Source organism: Arcicella aquatica (genome assembly GCF_034928825.1).
Classification (GTDB): domain Bacteria; phylum Bacteroidota; class Bacteroidia; order Cytophagales; family Spirosomataceae; genus Arcicella; species Arcicella aquatica.
Window position 1 is genome coordinate 46,867 of the sequence record NZ_JAYFUL010000016.1, and the last position, 20,639, is coordinate 67,505.

The following is a 20,639-nucleotide window of genomic DNA, read 5'->3' on the forward strand; positions in this document are numbered from 1 at the left end:
AATATAAATAAAAATATATGATTGGCTTTTCAGAATTTTGCAGTGTCAAAAAAATAAAGCAAATCAACATGACACGAATCACAGTAGCAAAAGGCGATGGCATAGGGCCAGAAATCATGGATGCCACCTTGGCAATCATCATAGCAGCAGGAGCAGCTATTGAAATAGATGAAATAGAAGTAGGTGAAAAAGTGTATTTGGCAGGAAATACGGCTGGTATCGCTAAGGAATCTTGGGATGTAGTGCGAAGAAACAAAGTATTCTTGAAAGCTCCCATTACTACTCCACAAGGAGGCGGCTACAAAAGCCTTAATGTAACTACTCGTAAATTTTTAGGGCTTTACTCAAATGTTCGCCCTTGTACAAGTTTACATCCTTTTGTAAAAACGAAGCATCCTGCAATGGATATAGTGATTATCCGAGAAAACGAGGAAGATTTGTACGCTGGTATTGAGCATCAACAAACCGATGAGGTAGTACAATGTTTGAAATTAATTAGCCGTCCGGGCTGTGAGAAAATAGTTCGCTATGCTTTTGAATACGCCAAACAGTATGGTCGTAAAAAAGTGACTTGTTTCACCAAAGATAATATTATGAAACAAACAGATGGTTTGTTCCACCAAGTGTTTGATGAAATAGCCAAAGAATATCCGACTATCGAAAATGAACATTGGATTATCGACATCGGTGCGGCAAAAATGGCTGACACACCAGAAGCTTTTGACGTAATTGTAATGCCGAATTTGTACGGCGATGTACTCTCGGACGTAGCCGCACAAATTGCAGGTTCGGTTGGGCTGGCAGGTTCTGCCAACATTGGCGAAGAATGTGCCATGTTTGAAGCCATTCATGGCTCGGCTCCAAGAAGAGCAGGACAAAACCTTGCGAACCCTTCGGGATTGTTACAAGGAGCAATTATGATGTTGAATCATATCGGCGAAACAGCCGTAGCAGAAAAAGTACAAAATGCTTGGCTAAGAACTATCGAAGAGGGTATTCATACTTACGATATTTATAAAGAAGGAATCAGTACTCAGAAAGTAGGTACAAAAGAATTTGCTGAGGCTGTGATTGCTAATTTGGGCAAACAGCCTCAAACCTTTAAACCTGTTAATTATTCAAAGGGAACAGCCCTGAATTTACCGAAGTATCAACGGAAATCTCCTGCTAAAAAAGAACTGGTTGGGGTAGATATATTTGTACATTGGGCAGGTACAGACCCCAACGAATTAGCAGAGAAAATACAATTATTAGACAATGAAGATGTAAAACTTTCGATGATTACCAACCGTGGCATTAAGGTTTGGCCAGACGGTTTCAAAGAAACATTCTGTACAGACCATTGGCGTTGTCGATTCAAACCAACCATGAGTCACCATATTCAAAAACAGGATATTATACAATTATTGTATGATGCTCATGAATTATCTATCGATACAATCAAGACAGAAAACTTGTATGAATTTGATGGAAAAGCAGCTTTCTCTTTAGGTCAAGGACAATAAAATACAAAGGAATGGAAATACAACTTATTCTTGGTCGCTTCAGTGCCAAAGAAGCCCTCGAACTCATCACAAAGATGATTCACGTTAAAATCAAAGATCATGAAGGTAAAATTTCTTCTGAAAGTAGCGAAGAGGACATCAAAAGACGTGAAGCAAGAATCAAAGAGCTTCAGCATAATTTAGCCGAAATTCGCAAGTATGTGCAAACACAAGGCGAAACTGTGAATATAGATGCCAAGATTGTGATTTAATTCATTATAAAATGTTTAAAGGACGGACATTACTAATTGCAACGAAACATCGTAAAGAGCAAGTAATATCACCCATTTTAGAGGAAGCATTAGGAGTAAAATGTATTGTGTCGGAGAATATAGATACAGACGTATTGGGAACTTTTACGGGTGAAGTAGAAAGGACGAACAGTCCTTTAGAAACGGCAAGAATGAAATGCGAATTGGCAAGAGAAAAGGACAAGTTTGATTTGATTTTGGCAAGTGAAGGCTCTTTTGGTTCACATCCATATTTATTTTTTGTGAAAGCAAATGAAGAAATGTTGTTACTGAAAGACTATCAAAATCAAATAGAAATAACTGTAAATGAGATTTTTACAGAAACAAACTTTGATGATGCAAGCATTCGTTCAGAACAAGAATTAATCGACTTCGCTCAGAAAGTACAGTTCCCCAGTCATGGTCTTATTCTTCGACCTTCCAAAGACAATTTTACCGAAATGACCAAGGGAATTATAGATTGGCAAACCCTAAAGAATGTGTTTTATACCATCCATAGCAAGTATGGATGGGTTTATGCAGCAACAGACATGAGGGCAATGTATAATCCGACAAGAATGAAAATGATTGGGAAAACGACGCAAAAACTGGCAGAAAAGGCCAAAAGTCTTTGCCCGCTTTGTCAGACACCCGGTTTCGGAATTACAAGTTTTCATTCGGGGCTTCCTTGTAGGAGTTGTTCAATGCCCACACGTTCGATAAAAACGGTGATACTTAGTTGTCAAAAATGCTCGTATAACACAGAACAAATATACCGAGAAAATGAACCAACAGAGGATCCTATGTATTGTGATTTTTGTAATCCATAAAATGTATGATTGAAGTAACAAAAGATATAAACAGAGCAGCCTTTTTTTTAAATAATAACGAAGTAATAGGTATGCCAACCGAAACAGTTTATGGATTGGCAGGAAATATTTACAGTGAACAAGCAGTAAAAAAGATTTTTGAAGTAAAACAAAGACCTTTCTACAATCCATTGATTGTACATATAAAGTCGGTCGAGTACCTTGAAAAAGTAGCTGTAGAAATACCAGAACAAGCCATCAAATTGAGTAATCATTTTTGGCCTGGGCCACTTACTTTATTGTTAAAGAAGCATCCGACCATTCCCAATATCATTACCGCAGGCAAAGAAACTGTTGCCATTAGGATTCCTAAGCATCCAATAGCTCAATCGCTTTTAAACCTGCTAGATTATCCGCTTGCTGCACCAAGTGCCAATCCATTTGGTTCGATTAGCCCAACAACCGCAGAACACGTAGCTGAGTATTTTAGTGAACAAATACCAGTAGTATTGGATGGTGGGGCATCAGAAAAAGGTTTAGAGTCAACCATTATAGGATTTGTAGATAACCAAGCGGTTTTGTTCAGACATGGAGCGATTTCGATAGAAGAAATAGAAGAAGTAATCGGTAAAATTGCGATTAAAACCAGTGCCAAAGACCAACCTGATGCTCCGGGAATGCTCTTGAAACACTACGCTCCAAAAACACCCACTTTTGTTACCGACGATGTTCAGAGTATGATAAAATCCTTTTCGAGAAAAAAAGTAGGGCTGATTTTATTCAAAGATCAACTTGAAAATTCTGAAAGATACTATTCTGAAATATTATCAGGAAACGGAGATTTACAAGTAGCAGGAGCAAATCTCTATGCAGCAATGCACCGATTAGATAAACAAAAATTGGATGCAATTATTATTGAAAAACTACCCAATATTGGCATTGGACGAAGTATCAACGACCGCTTAGAAAGAGCAAGATTCAAATAAATATATAAAAGCATAATTCTTAAATCCTTACAATATGAACTTACAATTACTAATCGAAAATTTAACAAATCCAGCACTGCTTTTTTTTGTGTTGGGCATCATTGCCGTACAACTCAAGAGTGATTTAGAAATTCCGCCAAATTCTTCTAAATTCATTTCGCTATATCTCTTGTTTTCTATTGGTTTTAAGGGTGGACAAGAGTTGGCTCATAGCCCTTTTAATCTTGAGATTATTTGGGCTTTACTTTTTGGTGTTTTATTGGCATGTATTATTCCATTTTATAGTTTCTTTATCTTGAAAAAGAAGCTAAGTATCGAAAACGCAGGAGCAATTTGTGCGGCCTACGGCTCGGTAAGTGCTGTAACTTTTGTAACGGCGGTATCGTTTTTGGAAATGCAAAAGCTCACAATGAATGGCTATATGGTTGCTGTAATGTCAGTGATGGAAGCACCTGCTATTATTGTCGGTGTGGTTTTGATACGTATTTTCGGCAGTAAAAGTGATACACCACAAAGTTTAAAAACAGTGATAAAACACTCTTTAACCAATGGGAGTGTACTCTTGATTATTGGAAGTTTAGTTATCGGTTTGTTGGCAAGTGAGCAACAAGCACAAGGAATCAAGCCTTTTACCACGGATATATTCAAAGGGTTTTTAGCGATTTTTCTTTTAGATATGGGGATTATTAGCGGTAAGAAAATCAATAATTTTTATCAATCGGGTTGGTTTACGATACTGTTTGCTGTGCTGATACCTCTTTTTAATGGTTGTTGGGTAGCTATTGCCAGTGGGTATATTACGCACGAAGTAGGAAATAGATTCATCTTCGCTATTTTGGCGGCAAGTGCATCTTATATTGCCGTACCCGCTGCCATGAAAATAGCAGTACCAAATGCCAATCCAGGTTTATTTTTACCGATGGCTTTGGCAATAACTTTTCCATTCAATATCACTTTCGGAATGCCCATTTATCTAGCAATTGTTCAGTATTTCTAAATATATATCGAAGCTGTTTAAACTTTCAGTTTCTGAGGTGAAAGTATTGTATTATTGAATTGATTTTTTCAAAATTTGCGAAGCATAGCATCGCTACGTTGAGTAAATGTTGGAACAAGCTATGCTAAAAGGCTTAGTTTAACCCGAAAGGGAAAGTTTAAACAGCTTCATCATTGAAGGGCGTCTTACTACTCATAAATTATCAAGTATTATATTAAATACCACAGAAAAATGGAAAAATTTGAACTTTTAAAGTTATTAATAACAAAAGTTGAAAAGTACTACGATAACGAAGAAACGAGTAAAAGTTTAGACGCCTTTCTAATTTGGCTTATCATTGATAATAATAGTGATAGTATTTCTTTTGATAAATTACACGATAAAACCGACGCTGAAAATAATATTGAAATGCTTAATAGTTTATTACATCGCTATGCCAAGATGTATTCTAAACTAGTATTAGGGTACGCTACAAATCTTAGTGTTGAGGAGTTTTCTTTTTTGGCGAGGTTGTTAAGTTTGAAAAGCTGTACTAAGTCTGAGTTAATAGATTTAATGGTTTATGAGAAGTCAACAGGGCTTGAAATAATAAAAAGACTTGTTAAAGCAAATCTTATTTCTGAAGAGTCAAACCAATCGGATAAACGAAGTAAACAAATCAATTTAACAGATACAGGCAAAAAAAAACTTTTTAAAACCTTTTCTCTAATGGAGATGGTTTCAATAGAATTTACGTCTATTTTGAGTATAGCTGAAAAAAATGCACTTTATCATATATTACTGAAATTAGTAAAGTATCACAGGCAACATATTGATATCAATATAGAACATTTGAGAAAGAAATGTAGCATAATTGCACCCATTAGTTAACAATTATGATTAAAAGATAAATAGATGAGGACATTATATTTAGTATTGCTTATATTTTGTTTATTGATAAATAATTCTCTGGCTCAAACATTTGATTTAGGTACTTGGAGTATATTGAATATAAAATACAATCTCAATGAAAAATGGAGTGTTTGGGGCGAAGGACAAATTCGTTCATTAAAATTTTTCACTAATTTTCACTACTATGAGTACAAAGGAGGAGCTAATTATAAGTTCTCTAAAAATGTTGTATTAACCATTGGAACAGGGAGTTATCAAACCTATAAAGAAGGGGGAGATTTTGTTTTACCTAAAAATAATGATGAATTTAGAATTTGGCCACAGGTTATTCTATATCAATCCATTAATAAAATTAAGATTGAGCAACGATATAGAACTGAATTAAGATTTACAAGTAATGGTTATCGAAATCGATTTCGATATAGGATCGGATTGTCATATCCTCTAGGCAAGCAAAGGGATGAATACAGCCCTCTACAGATTAATTTAAGTAATGAAATCTTTTTTACCGATAATGAACCTTATTTTGAAAGAAATAGGATGTTATTTTCTATCAATTACAAACCTACAAAAGCCTCAACACTACAAATCGGCTATTTACACCAATTTGATTATAAGATTGATGATGAAACAGGTCGAGATTTTCTTCAAATAGGATACTTTATAGACATATTCCCTGTAAAATCATCACATAAAACCATTAGTAATGACATAAATGATAATTAGAATCTTAAATTTATCTATATAGGAATAGTATCACAGAGAGCATGGTAAGTTTTATTTAACTTAATAATTATAAAACAAAAATATTGGCTGTTTATATAAGATTTTGAGGAAATTTAAACAGAGAAAACATGAGTCATCCCGAATTTTAAAATCACAAGAAAGCGGTCAAAAAACTAATTTTGACCGCTTTCTTGATTTATGAATACAGATTATAGTTCCGTTAGGAACACTATATCGGCGGCCGTCGTTGCGGTAGAAGAAGCATCGTATTAACTCCTCCAAGCCCCATCTGGGCGAAATATTTCGCCCAGATGGGGCTTGGAGGAGAATTTTGTTTACATTTTACCGCAAATGCGGCTACCGATATATCGCCTCTATGAGGCTATTTTGTCAAACTCCCTATTTTAAGAAAAATTCGGGATGACTCATGTTAACTAATTATTCTGAATCAACTAATGCAACATTTTTATTGAGCATCACGTATTCAGATGGCGATATGTTGTATTTTGCTTTAAAAGCTCTAGCAAAATAATTTGGATTTGAAAAGCCCACAGAGTACGCTATTTGTGATATTTTTATATCGTTCTTTTGCAAAAGCGTAATTGCTTTCTTCAATTTTTGAGACCTTACATATTCCACAGGAGTCTCACCAGTGAGGCTTAAAACTTTGCTGTAAAGTGTTCCTCGACTAACAAACATGGCTTTGCTCAATTCTTCTACGGATAAATTGGGGTTTTCGATATGTTCTTCCACATAACGTGAAAACTTCAACAAAAACTTTTCGTCTTCTGAGATAAACTCAGCTTCTGGAGTCTCCAATTGAATATGCTTACTGTATGTATTTTTCAATAAACTATTCAAACTAAGCAAGTTTTCTATTTTAATGTTGAGCAAATGAAAATTGAATGGCTTTGACAAATAATCACTTGCCCCTGATTCCAATCCTTTCATTTGGTCTATTTCATCAGATAAAACAGTCAACATAATAACAGGAATATGCTTGGTACGATTATCACTTTTAATTTTGCGTACCATCTCTACACCATCCATTCTTGGCATGTTTACATCGCTGACTATTACCTGAGGATGGCATGACAAGGCCTTTTGCCAACCCTTTATACCATCGGCGGCTTCTATTATTTTATATTTTGTTTTCAGACTTTCAACCAGATAAGCTCTTAAGTCGTCATCATCATCCACAATCAATACAACAGGCATATCAATTTTAGGAGGCTCATTTTTAGCAAACCCACCAATCAAATCAGATGTTTCATTTGAAACGATTGGAGAGGTAGATTGCTGAAAAGTAATTGGCAAAAGTGGTAGAGATATAGTAAAAGCACTACCTATGTCTTCCTCACTTTCTACTTTAATGGTTCCACCGTGAAGTTTAATAAACTCTTGAGCAATTGAAAGACCGATTCCACTTCCCTGATTTAAGATGTCAGCGTTGTTATTTACTTGGAAAAATCTTTCAAAAATCTTGTCGGTCATTTCTTTAGGTAATCCGATGCCAGTATCACGTAGAATCAACCTAATACCTGTTTCGCCATCGCCTGCAATTTGAAGGCTAACACTTCCGCCTTCATTGGTGAATTTTATAGCATTAGAAAACAAGTTGATTAGCACTCGTTCTAATTTATCCTTATCAAAACTAGTATGGTAGTTACTATATGAACTTACAAAATGTAGAGATATATTTTTCCTTACGGCTATATATTTGAACGAATCTACAATTTCCTGTGCAAATGTAATCAAATCGCCATCTGTTGCATGCAGCGTCAATTCATTGGCTTCTATTTTTCTAAAATCAAGCAATTGGTTTACTAAATTCAAAAGTCTTTTGGCATTGCGACCTATCAAATTAAGCATTTCCAGCTTTTCTGTACTTTTCTCTTGAAACATCAAGTTCTCTATCGGATTCAAGACAAGTGTCAAAGGTGTTTTTAACTCATGGCTCAGGTTTGTCAGGAATTTAATCTTGATTTGCTCTAACTCTATTTTTTTCTCTGCTTCGTGTCGTTCCTTTTCAATCATATGTTTTACCTCCAAACGTTCCTGTTCTCTGGCAAACTTATTTTTGAATTTTTCAATAGAACGTTTTCTGATAGCCCAAATGGCTCCTGAAACCAGGATACAATAGAAAAAATAAGCATAATACGTCCGCCAAAACGGAGGCTTTACAATAATATCAATAACTTTTTCAGGGGTCTGCCATGAGCCATCCTCACTGTATGCTTTTAGTCTGAAGATATATTTCCCTGGGTCAAGGTTAGTATAAACAGCCGTACTCGCTGTTCCTACTTGGTTCCATTCTTTGTCGAATCCTTCTAATTTATAAGAATACCTATTTTCATGTGGAGCTGTGTAATTGAGGGCTATAAAATCTAAAGAAAAATTCTGTTTATAACTCAACACCATTTCTTTTGCTGTCGAGATGTGCTCCGTTATTTCGGCATTTTCACCAGGATTTATCTGTTTGTTATTAATCTTCAAGCTAGTAATTACCAGCGTAGGAATATTCTTTTTCTGGAAAATATTAGCAGGATTGAAGTAGTTAAAACCTGCCAATCCACCAAAAAACAATTGTCCGTCTGAAGTTTTCAAACCAGCCCCAATATTAAAGTTGCTCTGCTGAACGCCATTATAATGTGTGAAATTCCTAAATACCTTCTTGTCTGGGTCAAATGAACTGATACCCTTATTAGTACTTATCCATATTTTACCTTTTTCATCTTCCAAAATTTTGTAAACAACATCATTTGACAAAGAGTTTCTTTCATCAAAGCGTTCAAATGTTTTTGTTTGAGGCTTATATAAACAAAGCCCCCCCCCCCAAGCTCCAACCCATATTTTGCCAGAACGGTCACAGTAAATACTTTGGACTTTGTCTATCGGAAGACCATTCCTATCGTGGTTTAATACCTGAAACCGTTTCTCATTTGGATAATAAACAGCTATTCCTGAACCGTTTGAGCCAATCCAGATATTCCCCATTTTATCTTGCTCAATAGTGGTGATGAAACCATTCAAAGGGAATTTCTGAGCAGATGCTAATTGAAAAACTTTATCAGATGATTCCATTACATCCCGCTGTGGGTCGTATAAATAAACCCCATTGCCATTTGTACCTAGCCAAATTTTCCCATTTCTGTCTGCTTTTATGCAGTTGATAGGTATGTTTACATCATCCGTGTTGCTTTTTGGAAGGTGAAAATACCTAGAAGCACCCGTTGCCATATTAATGGTATATAAGCCAACTTGATAGGTTCCTACCCAAAGCGTATTACCAACAGATTGTAAAGCGATAATAGATGCTCTATTTGCATTTTTATCTTTTAAATCATAACGCCTTATTAGCCCCGTTTTTCTGTTAAATACATTCAGCCCTGCTCCTTCGGTTCCAATAAATATATCTCCAGAAGTACTTTCGGAAAAGGCCATTATTGAACTGCCCGTCAATCCGTTAGGATCAAATGGATTGAATTTTTTATAGTTAAAGAAAGTCAGGTTCGTATCATATTTATTTACGCCACCTTGATGAACACCTATCCAATATACACCATTATTATCAATGTAAATATCCCTAATTGATCGTCCAGAAGTACTAGGCGTAAATCCATCTTGTTCTACAAGCGAACTTTTGACACTGATTGCCTTCTCTGTTTGCGGATTAAATATGTCGATGCCTATTTCTGTACCTACCCAAAGCTGCCCGTCTTTATCAAATACTACCTTAATTATATGATTATTGGAAAGAGAATTAGGGTTGTTTGAATCATGTTTGTAATTGCGAAACGTACCCTTTTTTGTGTCCATTACATTTATTCCCCCTTCTTCGGTCCCAATCCAAAGTTTACCATACTTGTCAGCCGTGATACTCTTTATATTGTTCCATGAAATACTTGCTGGATTATTTGGGTTGTGTAAAAACCTTGTAAATCGTTCGCTCTTTCTGTCATAAACATGTAAACCTTCGTCGGTACCAACCCAAATGTTGTTATGACTATCTTCAAATAGTGAGCGAATCATATTTGAATTTAATTTTGTTGGGTTTGAAGGGTTTGCTTTGAAAACATTAGTTTTTTTCGAGACAGGATCTAGCACAAATAAGCCAGAATAAGTTCCAACCCAAATTTTGCCCGAATGGTCAGCACATAATGATATAATCCAGCCTAGAGTACTAAAATCGTAATTAGTAAATGAATTCAAATTCAGATTATAAATAGACAAAGTCAGATTAGTAGCCACCCAAATGTTACCAGCTTTATCCTGTGTCATGGCTGTTATTGGTCCACTTCCGATACTTGTACTATCGTTTTCTTTATGGCGATATTCAGTAAAATTTTGACCATCAAACCTATTGAGTCCGTCTTCAGTCCCAAACCACATAAAGCCATTCTTGTCTTTTATAATGGCATTAATGGAATTGGAGGTAAGCCCATTTCTGCTACTGAAATTAATAAATTTATATTCTTTCTGTTGCCCGTGAATCCAGTGAGCAACAAAAACAAAAATTAATAAAAAGTAACATTTCTTCATTTTTACAGTCTTTAACACATCAACCATCGGTTGGATGTTCTCATTATAGTCATTGCCCAATTTAACATAATTTTATTTTAGGCCACATCTGTTGCTACTGTTAGTAGTATTTACAAAAGCTAATTATTCATAAATCTTACTGTTAGTACAAAATTTTGTTATAATCCGCATTTGAAACAATCAGACGAATTGAGGTAAGCTTTTATTGTTGTATTTAACAAATAAGCTAATATTTCCTGATTTTAAAAATAGTGGTTAGGTAAATTACTCATACCCATTTATTGAAATAATCCCTAACAAATTGCTAGGGATTATAAACGAAACGGGTAGTTATATATTAATGGATAGGGTTATATAGTAAATAGTTGCTTATTTTTAAAGGATAAACACATCTCCTTATTATTTCATATTTGCTTTAATAGATTCAGCTACATAAGAATAAGCTACTTTTCTTACATAATCTTTTGTCCAGAGACCAATCGGCTCATCTGCTCTCCAGCTTGAATTGGCAGGACTGTCTAGTGGACTCCACAATGTGATACCGTATCTCTGTGCCGCAGGTATAAGCTCAAAATATTTGTCGATAACATATTTATACATTTCAGCCTGTGCCTGATATTGTGCCTGAGTTGCATTATCTGTTTTCACACTACCTAAACCAATATCCAATTCCGAAATTTTAATCACTTTTCCTGTAGCAGCTAATAGCTTAAACATATCGGCAATCTTGGTTTTGTCCGACTTGATATCAATGTGCATTTGAGTACCAATACCATCAACCTTTACTCCTTTTCCTTCGATATAGCTTACATAAGCGATTAATCCACGACATTTATCCAGATTATATTCCAAATTATAATCATTGATGAAAAGTATATCACTAGCATTCCCGTATTTTCTCGCTAATTGAAAAGCAGTTACAGCATAATCTTTGCCCATATAATCTTGCCAATAAAATTCATCAGTGGCTAAAGTTTTGCCTACTCCTGTTTTAAGTTCGTAAGGTTTTCCATCGTCCATTGGTTCGTTTACTACATCCCATGCTTTTACATAAGGCTTACTTACTGTCATCATACCCGACATCCATTTATCTAAGGCACTGGTAATCAGGGTATTTTTTTGCTCAGAAGTTTTTTCTTTTGTTTGCACACTTCCTGTAGCATTATACTTTGTTAAAGTAATATTATCAAAGTAAAAATTAGTGGCAGTTTTACCAAGATTAAAAGCAATTGCACCGCAAGTAGCCATATCTGCGGTAATTGTAATCTCTTTGGTATAAGTAGTCCAAGTTGGAGTAGCCGAAATAGTTCCAAAAAAGTCCCAGTGTTTGTATGCACCTGCTGTTACATGTGCCTGAGTTGGGTAAGATGCGGAAACATCTGCTTTCACATCCATTTTAAGGGTGTATTTTTCTCCTAAAACAGCTACAGGAGAAAATTTTAAGAAAAATTGAGCTTCCCAATCATTGGTTCGAACACTTGCATTTGTTATTTTCAAAGCTCTCCCAACACCGTTGGCACCCCCACCCGTTGCAGTGTAAGATGTTACAGCATTAGCATTAGCTTCAAAATTATTGGTAACATTACCTTCAAAATCAGCAGCTGTGATTAAATCCCAACCAGGACCAGTTGATGACAAGATATCAGGTGCAATTACCTTTTTCAAATAGGTGGCATTTTGATTGGCATGCCAACACAAAGTATGACCATACACTAAAATATTATTTTCTTTTGCGGTTGCTAATAATTTACTGACGTTATCTAGCGCTAAGCTACCATCGGCTTGTACTACTGCACCATGCTTCATTTCATAGCCTAAAACTATTTCATCGAAGTTTTTATTGGCAAGGCGATACATTACGCCTTTGTTGACATAGTCAGAAAGCGAAAGAGCAACCCCAAACTTAAAATTGGGGTATGTAGTGCGATTGATATAAGATTTTAATGCAGGATAAGCATCAATATCTTCCTGAGCAGTAGCGCTTTCAGGCTTGATGACGCTAAACTCTAGCGCCTCATATTTAGTACAAGAAGTCACCATCAATGTGGTCAGACCTAGTACTACTTTATATAATTTATTCATAAGATAACTGTTCTAATTAGACAAATTATTATTTTGTCACTGGCGAAAAGGTTTCCATTGTTACTGTACGATCACGCATAACGAGGGTATCTGTTGTTGATACATTCATTCCTGCAAGATTCACTTCATACTTTAGGTATAGAGCATCTCTGTCCTTGCTCCCCCAACTGTTTTTCTCCCCTTTTTTCACAAAAGTGCCACTACCAGTTGCAGTATAACCACTCGTTAATGAAGAAATCGTACACTTGTCGCTTTCAAATTTTAGTGATAATGTTATATTGATGTTCTTACCATCTTTATCTTTGAAAACTACTGGAAACTCAAGTTCGCTTAACGATTTGGTAGAAAGTTTGTTAACTTCATCTTGCTCTACGTATTGTGCATGGCGAACTATCGTTTTATTCATAGTACCTGTAACAACATCCTTTCCACGTCTAAGGTAATTTCCATGCCAAGTATTCACATATTTGATAGCATACAAAATAAAGTGTTTGCCATAAAGTATTGAATCGGCATTAGCTACGCTAGTCATCGTTAAAGGAATAACATAGGTATTTTTGATTGATTTTGGGTCTGCAAAAAATGCATCTGTCAATTGTACATCTACTCCACCCGCCAATGTTCCTTTAGGAATAATAATCTTATCTGAGCCTAACGAATAATAATTAGTAGGCATAGGAAGCACCGCGTCTTTTCCTGTTCCAAACAGTAAACCGTTTTTTACGAGTGAATTGTCAACGGCAATTTTTATAGATACATCTTTTCTGCTCTCATAAACCCCACCAGTTGAAGCATAAATCTGACATTTATGTTGATTATCCAAATCAGTATTCACATACGTATCTTCTCCTAAAGTAATTGTTCTTACAGGATACTGATAAGCGAAATATACAGTTTGGTATTTGTAATCCGGGAACTCATTTTCCGTATTGCAGGAAGCAAGCCCGATTAGGATTAGTACCGACATTAAAACTAATTTCTTCATAAATATTAAATTTTGTCAATAATAAAATTATAGCTGATTATTAATTCCACCCTTCATTTTGTTCAAGTGCAGGGAACTTCAGTATTTCTGAATAAGGAATTGGGCCGTATTTCATATAACTCTTGAATACTCTGTCTTGTACAACTGGGATTAAAGTGTAAACACCATTTTGGATACTCACTCCTTTGGCTGGCTCAGTAAGTCCTGCGTTCCAGCGACGTAAATCCCAGAATCTAAATCCTTCAAAACAAAGTTCTAAGCGACGTTCATTACGAATCAATGTACGCATCGTTTCCTTATTACCTTTTGCACTTTCCAGATAAGCATCGTTGTTGGTTGTACCAATCCCCGCTCTTCTACGGATAGCTCTGATGATATCATAAGCTGAATAAGCATTTGTACCCGTACCCGTAGGTCCCCAAGCCTCGTTAGCTGCTTCTGCATAAGCCAACGCAATTTCGGTATAACGAATATGCGGTTTGTAATGACGCTGATTGGTGGCAGATGTAGGGTTGAGGTTTACATCTTGGCGTAACAATTTTCGCAAATAATAACCCGTTCTTGTCGAAGTAGCCACTTTATTAAGCGCATCGTTGGTAGTACCATTAGCAGTAGTATTAATAGCTGTATTATTTACACCAGCGGTTGCACCATTCACAAGCACAAACATTTTCAAGCGTGGGTCACGATTAGTATATGGGTCGGCAGGATTATAGCCACTGTTAGCATCACTAATCGGATACCCATTTAGCATTGGAAAAGCATCTACAAGGTTCTGAGACGGATTGATACGTCCGTTACCAAATAATGTTGGAGGAAAATTAGCTTGTTCTAAATCTCTATTCTCACCCCAGTTATTTCTCCACAATATTTCAGGAGGGTTAGCTCCATCCTTAAGATTAGCGATCTCCGTAGTATTAGTATACCAAGTAAGACCACTCGCTACATTACTTGTCACAGCATTCAACCCTCCATTCGAATTCAATACATTAGCGGCATAGTTGGCGGCATCTGTCCACTTACTTGTATTGCCATTATTAAACGATGGGCTGGCTGCCAGTAATGCAGCTTGCGCTCTTACTGCTTTAGCAATACGACCAGTAAATAAACCGCTGAAAGTAACCCCGAATGCACGGTTATATTGCTCAATCGTTACCTGACCATACTTTGCTGGTATCTGAGATTCCTGTCCCAGTGAAAAATTCTGATAGTCTAAAGGAAGCTTGACATCAGCACTGTCTAAATCTTGATAGATTTGTTTCATACAATCATCAAAAGAAGCTCTTGGAAGATTATAATTATCAGAAGTAGTCTGTGGTTTAAGTAAAATAGGTACTCCAAGCATCGTTCCGCCTACTCCTTTACCTGCGTGTGTCAACAAAAGATGGTACATCAATAACGCACGAAGTCCATAAGCTTCTCCTTTAATTCTAGTAGTAAACAATCTATTAGCAACAGGGTCCGTCACCCATTGAACCTTGTTTACTTCTCCAAGCATAATGTTCAGGTATTGAATTCCTGCAAAACAGTTCGTCCATTGGCTTGTTGGATTAATGTTAGCTGTCCACTGACCTGTTGCCAATTTTAAATAGCCATTGTCTTGATCGTTACTTACAGCATCATCAGTTGCCACGTCATTAAAAGACCACGAATTCGTTGGTATTCTGTTATAACCATTCAGCAATATACCGAATGGAAATCTTGAGTCACTTGGTAAATAAGCACTAGGATCTAATTGCCTGTTATTCTCTATAGCAGGTTCTATTAGGTCTTGACATCCGGTCAGCAATACAGCAGCGCAAACCAGTAGTTTTAATATTCCTTTATTCATATAAAACATAGTATAATATTCAAAATATGATATTTTCAAAAACTTAGAAAAGGGCTTTTACACCTAAATTGAACAAACGTGTTTGTGGTGCACTTCCCACATTAAGTTCTAGGGTTTCACGATTGTCAGACACAGTTAGTAGGTTAAAGCCAGTGACATACAATCCTAGTTCACGTACAAAAGATTTCATCTTTAATACATCCGTCAAATCATAGGTTACTTGTACTTTACTCAAGTCAAAACGATTCGTTTTATAAATCCAGAAATCAGATGAACGGAAGTTATTATCACTTGTCAAAGTGGTAAGTCTTGGATAGGTGGCTGTTAGTTTTGTTGCTTCCGTCCATCTATCTCTCACTACTGCAGAATACTTATCTTCACCATCCACCCAGAAATAAGAGCTATTACGCATTCCATTAGCCCCAAAACGACCAACACCCATTGCAAAAAAAGTAAGCTTTTTCCACTGAGCAGTGAGGTTTATCCCTAAAGTAAGCGGAGCACCGAACCAACCACCTTTTCCTAAAGAGACTTCGTCTCGGCTATTAATAATACCATCACCATTTTGATCTTTGTATTTAATATCGCCAGGCTTTACTTGTCCATATGTTTGTGTTGGAGAGTTTGCTATATCGTTTTGATCTTGGAATAACCCCAAACTTTGTAAGCCCCACATCGTATCAAGCGGTTTCCCTTGACGGTTTTGGTAGGCATCTTCGTATAATTCTGCTCTTTTAGTAGCAGTAGTTTGGTAGTATGTACCATTTACACCCAAAGTCCAATTTACTTCACCATATTTTTTATTCAAACTAGCACCGAAATCAAAGCCAACACGTTTGTCTTCATTATAATTTACATAAGGAATAAATGAAGATACTGGAAAGCCAGTTGTGAAATAACTTGGAAATAAAACAGATGCTTGAATGATATTTCCTGAGATTGTATTGGCAAAGAATGTTCCGTTTAAGGTTAATAATCTTTTGAAAAACGAACCTTCGAATCCTACACTAATTTCTTCTCTTTTAGGAAATTTCATGTTAGGGTTATCACCTCTTCTTGATTCAGTAGCTTGAATACCCGTACCATCTTTCCAACCATACCATGAACCAGCACCAGTATAAACACCTTGATATAAATAGTAATTTGGAATATCAAGGTCTGTATGTAAAATACTAGCAGAAGCTGTCAACTTCAAATCGTCTACGATATCTGAATTTTTAAGAAACTCTTCTTGACTTAATCTCCAGCCTAAAGTAAGTGACGGAGAAAATGCTTGACGATTACTTGGAGGAAGTTTTGCAGAATGGATATAAGCAGCACTAAAATCCATGTAGTATTTATGCTTGTAATTATAGCTTGCTAAAAAACCTAAATTGGCATTACTGGTTTTGTGGTAAATCGCAGATTCTGATTGTTGAAACCCATTTGCTAATAAAATAGCTGATAAATGATGGTCTTCGTTAAAAGTTCTATCGTAATTTAACTGTCCTGAAAATGCAATCGTTTGGCGATATCTATTTCCTGATACATTCTGAGTTCCAGATTTTGCATCTTGGCCATATACAGTAAGACTGCTAATTAAGTCAGTACCGCTATACTTATTCCAAGTAGGTGCATAAGTAGCATAAGAATAATTATAAGCCAATGTATATTCTGTAGCATAATCAACAGCAAAGTTAGATTTGAAACTCAAGCCTTTCAATACATTTTTAAGGTCTGCTTTAATCCCTGTATTAAACTGGAATTGACGATTAGCAAATTGATTACTACCTCCAGAATAAATGGTAGCGATAGGATTCGTTTGGTCTAATTGAGTACCTCCAAGTAAATATTGTCCATCGATAATATTATTACTGTTTTTGATTAAAACCTGTGAAGCCGCATCTTCTTGTTCAATTAAGCTAAGTGGAATAAGTGGTGAAAAACGATTTGGACGAACCGTTGTAGCACTACCCCAAAAATTAGCATTTACACCACGACCAGTATAAAAAATAGCAGTAGCATCAGCATTCAGACTGATAAACTCATTTAAGTTTACATCGATATTTCCACGGAAGTTAAGACGGTCTGAATTATTGTTAGTTTTCGCTTCTCCAAAGTTCAACAGTGAACCAGATGTTGCAAACCCTAAATTTGTATAGTATTTAACTCTTTCATTTCCACCTGAAATTTCGGCAGTGGCATCATAGCTACCATAACTACTTTTGAGGTATTCTGATGAGTAAAAATCTATATTAGGATAACGATATTTATTGATTCCTGAAGCATGGTTATAAATATCAGATTCAGAATACAAATTCGTCAATCCATCATTTCTACGTGCTTCATTATATAAAGTCATATACTCTGCTGAACCTAAATAACGTGGAAAAGCTTTAGGAACATTTACACCACTGTTAATTCTAAGGTCAAATCTACTTTGACCCGCTACTCCTCTTTTTGTAATTACATTCACAACACCTTTGGCGCCACGGCTACCGTATAATGCCACGGCGTTAGCTCCTTTCAAAAATACTATTTGCTCTATCTCTGTCGGCATTACGTTTCCTGTCTCACGAGGAACCCCATCAATCATGAATAGATAACTTCCCATTCCCCAGTTACTGTTTCCATTAAATCCAGGGACTAAAGATTCCATACCATCTAATGGATAGGTAAAGTAATTCTTCTTAAGAAGCTCCTTCACATTTACAGAAGCTACTCCACCAAGCAAATCTTGTTTATCAACATTACGGAAAGGAAGACCTACTTGTTCTTGGTTTTCCTCGGGTGCGATAATGATTTCACTGATTTGTTGGTTAGCAGTGATGTGTTTGGTTTTAAAACCTTTCGCAGCGACTGATAATACCTCATTTTTAGGAACTTCAATACTAAAAGTACCCAAATCATCTGTGGTGACAGCTTTCCCGATTTCTTCAGAGCTACTTATAATAGCGCCAATAACGGGCTGTTTATTCGAGCCAACAACGGTGGCTTTAATTTTAATCGTCGAGGGATTCTGCGCCATTATCGTAGCTTTTGAAAAAGCCAGTAATGCACATAAAACCATAATTATTTTTATAAACTTCATTTCTTGTTCGTTTATCTATTGATTATCTCATTATATGATTTGCCTCCCCATTACCAGCCAGGATTTTGAGCAAATTCTAGGTACAAATTCACGTCATTAACCTTTAATGGCAACCAATTATGCTTATCAGTGAACTTGCGCTCTAATATGACAGACTCTCTGATGTTCAAAACTCTATTGTCTTTAGGGTCTTTCGCTGGATCCAATGTAGCTGCTCTATCAAATTCAATTGATTTTTTAAGTGTATAAGGATTTTTAGCAATCATTAACCAACGACGGAGGTCATTGAAGCGATGACCTTCAAATGAAAGTTCTACAGCACGTTCACGTCTTAATTCTTCCATATAAACATCCAGAGAACCCATGAACTTAGCATCTACGTGACCTACTCCTGCTCTATCTCTAATGACGTTGATGGCATCTACAGAAGTTTTAGAATAACTTCCTGCTTTACCCATAGCCGAGCCATAGCCTTGTGCAGCAGCTTCAGCGTACATCAGATAAATATCTGCCAAACGCATATATGGCAAGTGAATGTTAAGACTTTTATCATAACCATATCCTTGGTCATACTTGTTGGCTGTTCTTGGAACAAACTTAAAGAGTAAATATCCTGTACGGCTACCTGTTGCAATATCACGATAAGAACCTCCAGTATGTAAATTGGCATAACGGTTGTTCACTTCGCTGGCATTTGGAATACTTCCTGCTACCATTCTCACACCATCGAAAATAATATCATTGTAAAAACGTGGGTCTCTTCCTTTCCAAGGATATTCAGGATTATAACCAGACTCTGTGTCAGCTTTTGTAATATCCTTAATAGGTAATCCGTTAGCCATTCCGTAGTTGTCAACATAATTGGCTGTTGGCAAGAATTTTACATCGCCTTCACTGATAATAAGTGGGCTATATTGTTTACTCGTTCCCCAGTTTGAACTATTAGCACCATAGTACGGTCCTCTGAAAATGGCTTCAGTTCCACCTGGCATTTGCCAGTTCTGCCCAGTCGTATAGAAGTTAGTATAATATTGTGCAAAAGGAACTAAGCGGTAAGGAGCTTCTCCACTCTCACATAAATTAAGTAATTCAGCAAATGCATCTGCTGCCTTTTTGCAATATTCAGCATTGTAAGTAGTACCGCCGCCTGAGACCGAATTCATCAATGGACTACCAGCCCAAAGATAATTTTTTCCCAAATAGCCAAGTGCCATAATTTTGTTGATACGCAATGTGTTTTTACCTAATGTCCTCTTACCTGCCGTTGTGTTGTCCCAGTTTGTAGGTAATAAGTTGGCCGCTGCTCTAAAATCCGCGGCTGCTTTATCAGCACATTCGCTGTATTTAAGACGAGGCAAGGTTAACTTCTGATCTCCAGGTAATACTTTGTCAATATATGGAAGTCCTCCAAAATACTGCATAAACATAAAGTGATACCAACCTCTAAAAAACAATAGCTGACCTTTGATTAAGTCTTTTTCTTCTTGTGTGGCATCAGTCAGTTTGTCTATATTTTCCAAACCTAAATTAGCCTTACGGATACCGTACCATCCTAAACCCCAAAGTGATTTTGTAAAGCGGTCATCGTTGGTTACATTACTGTTACGATCCATCCAACCAGCTTGCCAGCCGTCAAAATTGCGTTGCCAGCCCCAAAAATCGCCATTATCAATTTTTACACCAAAGTGAAAGTTTTGGGCTGTAGATTGGATTTCATCCTCTCCCCAGTTAAAAGAGTTGGTCCAGTAACCATTAGAAAAGTCTGGAATAGTATGATAGAGTTCTTCGGTAAATCCTTGAAAGTTTACAAAGTTTTTAAAGGCATCTTTTTCAGACACAAGAGATTGAGGATCACGATCCAAAAAATCTGAGCATGAAGTAACTCCAAAAGTCATAGAACAAACTACAGCTACACACAAAAGTTTTATTCTCTTTTTCATGTTTTT

At 36.3% G+C, this 20,639-nt stretch carries 13 protein-coding genes; 7 read left to right on the plus strand and 6 right to left on the minus strand.

Features of this window, described 5'->3' with window-relative positions:
* Nucleotides 1–68 precede the first annotated feature (68 nt).
* The 7 genes from VB264_RS11360 (at nucleotide 69) to VB264_RS11390 (ending at nucleotide 6,183) form a co-directional block, all read left to right on the plus strand.
* Complete coding sequence (locus VB264_RS11360; protein WP_323249443.1) at nucleotides 69–1,505, plus strand: NADP-dependent isocitrate dehydrogenase; 1,437 nt, start codon at nucleotides 69–71, stop codon at nucleotides 1,503–1,505.
* Nucleotides 1,506–1,516: 11 nt separating this feature from the next.
* Complete coding sequence (locus VB264_RS11365; RefSeq protein WP_323249445.1) at nucleotides 1,517–1,756, plus strand: hypothetical protein; 240 nt, start codon at nucleotides 1,517–1,519, stop codon at nucleotides 1,754–1,756.
* Between the two features lie 11 nt (nucleotides 1,757–1,767).
* The gene (locus VB264_RS11370; protein ID WP_323249447.1) at nucleotides 1,768–2,604 is read left to right on the plus strand and encodes a DUF6671 family protein; all 837 of its coding nucleotides are present in this window, start codon (nucleotides 1,768–1,770) and stop codon (nucleotides 2,602–2,604) included.
* A 5-nt stretch (nucleotides 2,605–2,609) separates the two neighbouring features.
* A complete protein-coding gene (locus tag VB264_RS11375) occupies nucleotides 2,610–3,569 on the plus strand; it encodes an L-threonylcarbamoyladenylate synthase (protein ID WP_323249448.1) in 960 nt (319 codons plus the stop codon).
* A gap of 34 nt (nucleotides 3,570–3,603) precedes the next feature.
* Nucleotides 3,604–4,566 carry a sodium-dependent bicarbonate transport family permease gene (locus VB264_RS11380; protein ID WP_323249449.1) on the plus strand — a complete coding sequence of 321 codons (963 nt, stop codon included), beginning with the start codon at nucleotides 3,604–3,606 and terminating at the stop codon, nucleotides 4,564–4,566.
* A 231-nt stretch (nucleotides 4,567–4,797) separates the two neighbouring features.
* Complete coding sequence (locus VB264_RS11385; RefSeq protein ID WP_323249451.1) at nucleotides 4,798–5,436, plus strand: MarR family winged helix-turn-helix transcriptional regulator; 639 nt, start codon at nucleotides 4,798–4,800, stop codon at nucleotides 5,434–5,436.
* Nucleotides 5,437–5,499: 63 nt separating this feature from the next.
* A complete protein-coding gene (locus VB264_RS11390) occupies nucleotides 5,500–6,183 on the plus strand; it encodes a DUF2490 domain-containing protein (RefSeq protein ID WP_323249452.1) in 684 nt (227 codons plus the stop codon).
* 438 nt (nucleotides 6,184–6,621) lie between these two features.
* Here VB264_RS11390 and VB264_RS11395 read toward each other — a convergent pair whose 3' ends face one another.
* From VB264_RS11395 to VB264_RS11420, 6 genes are all read right to left on the minus strand, one after another.
* A complete protein-coding gene (locus tag VB264_RS11395) occupies nucleotides 6,622–10,725 on the minus strand; it encodes a hybrid sensor histidine kinase/response regulator transcription factor (protein ID WP_323249453.1) in 4,104 nt (1,367 codons plus the stop codon).
* 399 nt (nucleotides 10,726–11,124) lie between these two features.
* The gene (locus VB264_RS11400; RefSeq protein ID WP_323249455.1) at nucleotides 11,125–12,807 is read right to left on the minus strand and encodes an endo-1,4-beta-xylanase; all 1,683 of its coding nucleotides are present in this window, start codon (nucleotides 12,805–12,807) and stop codon (nucleotides 11,125–11,127) included.
* 28 nt (nucleotides 12,808–12,835) lie between these two features.
* The gene (locus tag VB264_RS11405; protein ID WP_323249457.1) at nucleotides 12,836–13,792 is read right to left on the minus strand and encodes a DUF5627 domain-containing protein; all 957 of its coding nucleotides are present in this window, start codon (nucleotides 13,790–13,792) and stop codon (nucleotides 12,836–12,838) included.
* Nucleotides 13,793–13,832: 40 nt separating this feature from the next.
* The gene (locus VB264_RS11410) at nucleotides 13,833–15,623 is read right to left on the minus strand and encodes a RagB/SusD family nutrient uptake outer membrane protein (protein ID WP_323249459.1); all 1,791 of its coding nucleotides are present in this window, start codon (nucleotides 15,621–15,623) and stop codon (nucleotides 13,833–13,835) included.
* Between the two features lie 43 nt (nucleotides 15,624–15,666).
* Nucleotides 15,667–18,693, minus strand: a complete 3,027-nt coding sequence (locus tag VB264_RS11415) for a SusC/RagA family TonB-linked outer membrane protein (RefSeq protein ID WP_323249461.1) — start codon at nucleotides 18,691–18,693, stop codon at nucleotides 15,667–15,669.
* Nucleotides 18,694–18,743: 50 nt separating this feature from the next.
* On the minus strand, nucleotides 18,744–20,633 hold the full coding sequence (locus tag VB264_RS11420) for a RagB/SusD family nutrient uptake outer membrane protein (RefSeq protein ID WP_323249463.1): 1,890 nt from the start codon (nucleotides 20,631–20,633) through the stop codon (nucleotides 18,744–18,746).
* Nucleotides 20,634–20,639: the final 6 nt, after the last annotated feature.

Coding starts and splice junctions, on each gene's coding strand:
- VB264_RS11410 (WP_323249459.1), bottom strand. CDS start 15,623: ATGAATAAAGGAATATTAAAACTACTGGTTTGCGCTGCTGTATTGCTG.
- VB264_RS11420 (WP_323249463.1), bottom strand. CDS start 20,633: ATGAAAAAGAGAATAAAACTTTTGTGTGTAGCTGTAGTTTGTTCTATG.
- VB264_RS11385 (WP_323249451.1), top strand. CDS start 4,798: ATGGAAAAATTTGAACTTTTAAAGTTATTAATAACAAAAGTTGAAAAG.
- VB264_RS11370 (WP_323249447.1), top strand. CDS start 1,768: ATGTTTAAAGGACGGACATTACTAATTGCAACGAAACATCGTAAAGAG.
- VB264_RS11400 (WP_323249455.1), bottom strand. CDS start 12,807: ATGAATAAATTATATAAAGTAGTACTAGGTCTGACCACATTGATGGTG.
- VB264_RS11360 (WP_323249443.1), top strand. CDS start 69: ATGACACGAATCACAGTAGCAAAAGGCGATGGCATAGGGCCAGAAATC.
- VB264_RS11375 (WP_323249448.1), top strand. CDS start 2,610: ATGATTGAAGTAACAAAAGATATAAACAGAGCAGCCTTTTTTTTAAAT.
- VB264_RS11405 (WP_323249457.1), bottom strand. CDS start 13,792: ATGAAGAAATTAGTTTTAATGTCGGTACTAATCCTAATCGGGCTTGCT.
- VB264_RS11380 (WP_323249449.1), top strand. CDS start 3,604: ATGAACTTACAATTACTAATCGAAAATTTAACAAATCCAGCACTGCTT.
- VB264_RS11395 (WP_323249453.1), bottom strand. CDS start 10,725: ATGAAGAAATGTTACTTTTTATTAATTTTTGTTTTTGTTGCTCACTGG.
- VB264_RS11365 (WP_323249445.1), top strand. CDS start 1,517: ATGGAAATACAACTTATTCTTGGTCGCTTCAGTGCCAAAGAAGCCCTC.
- VB264_RS11415 (WP_323249461.1), bottom strand. CDS start 18,693: ATGAAGTTTATAAAAATAATTATGGTTTTATGTGCATTACTGGCTTTT.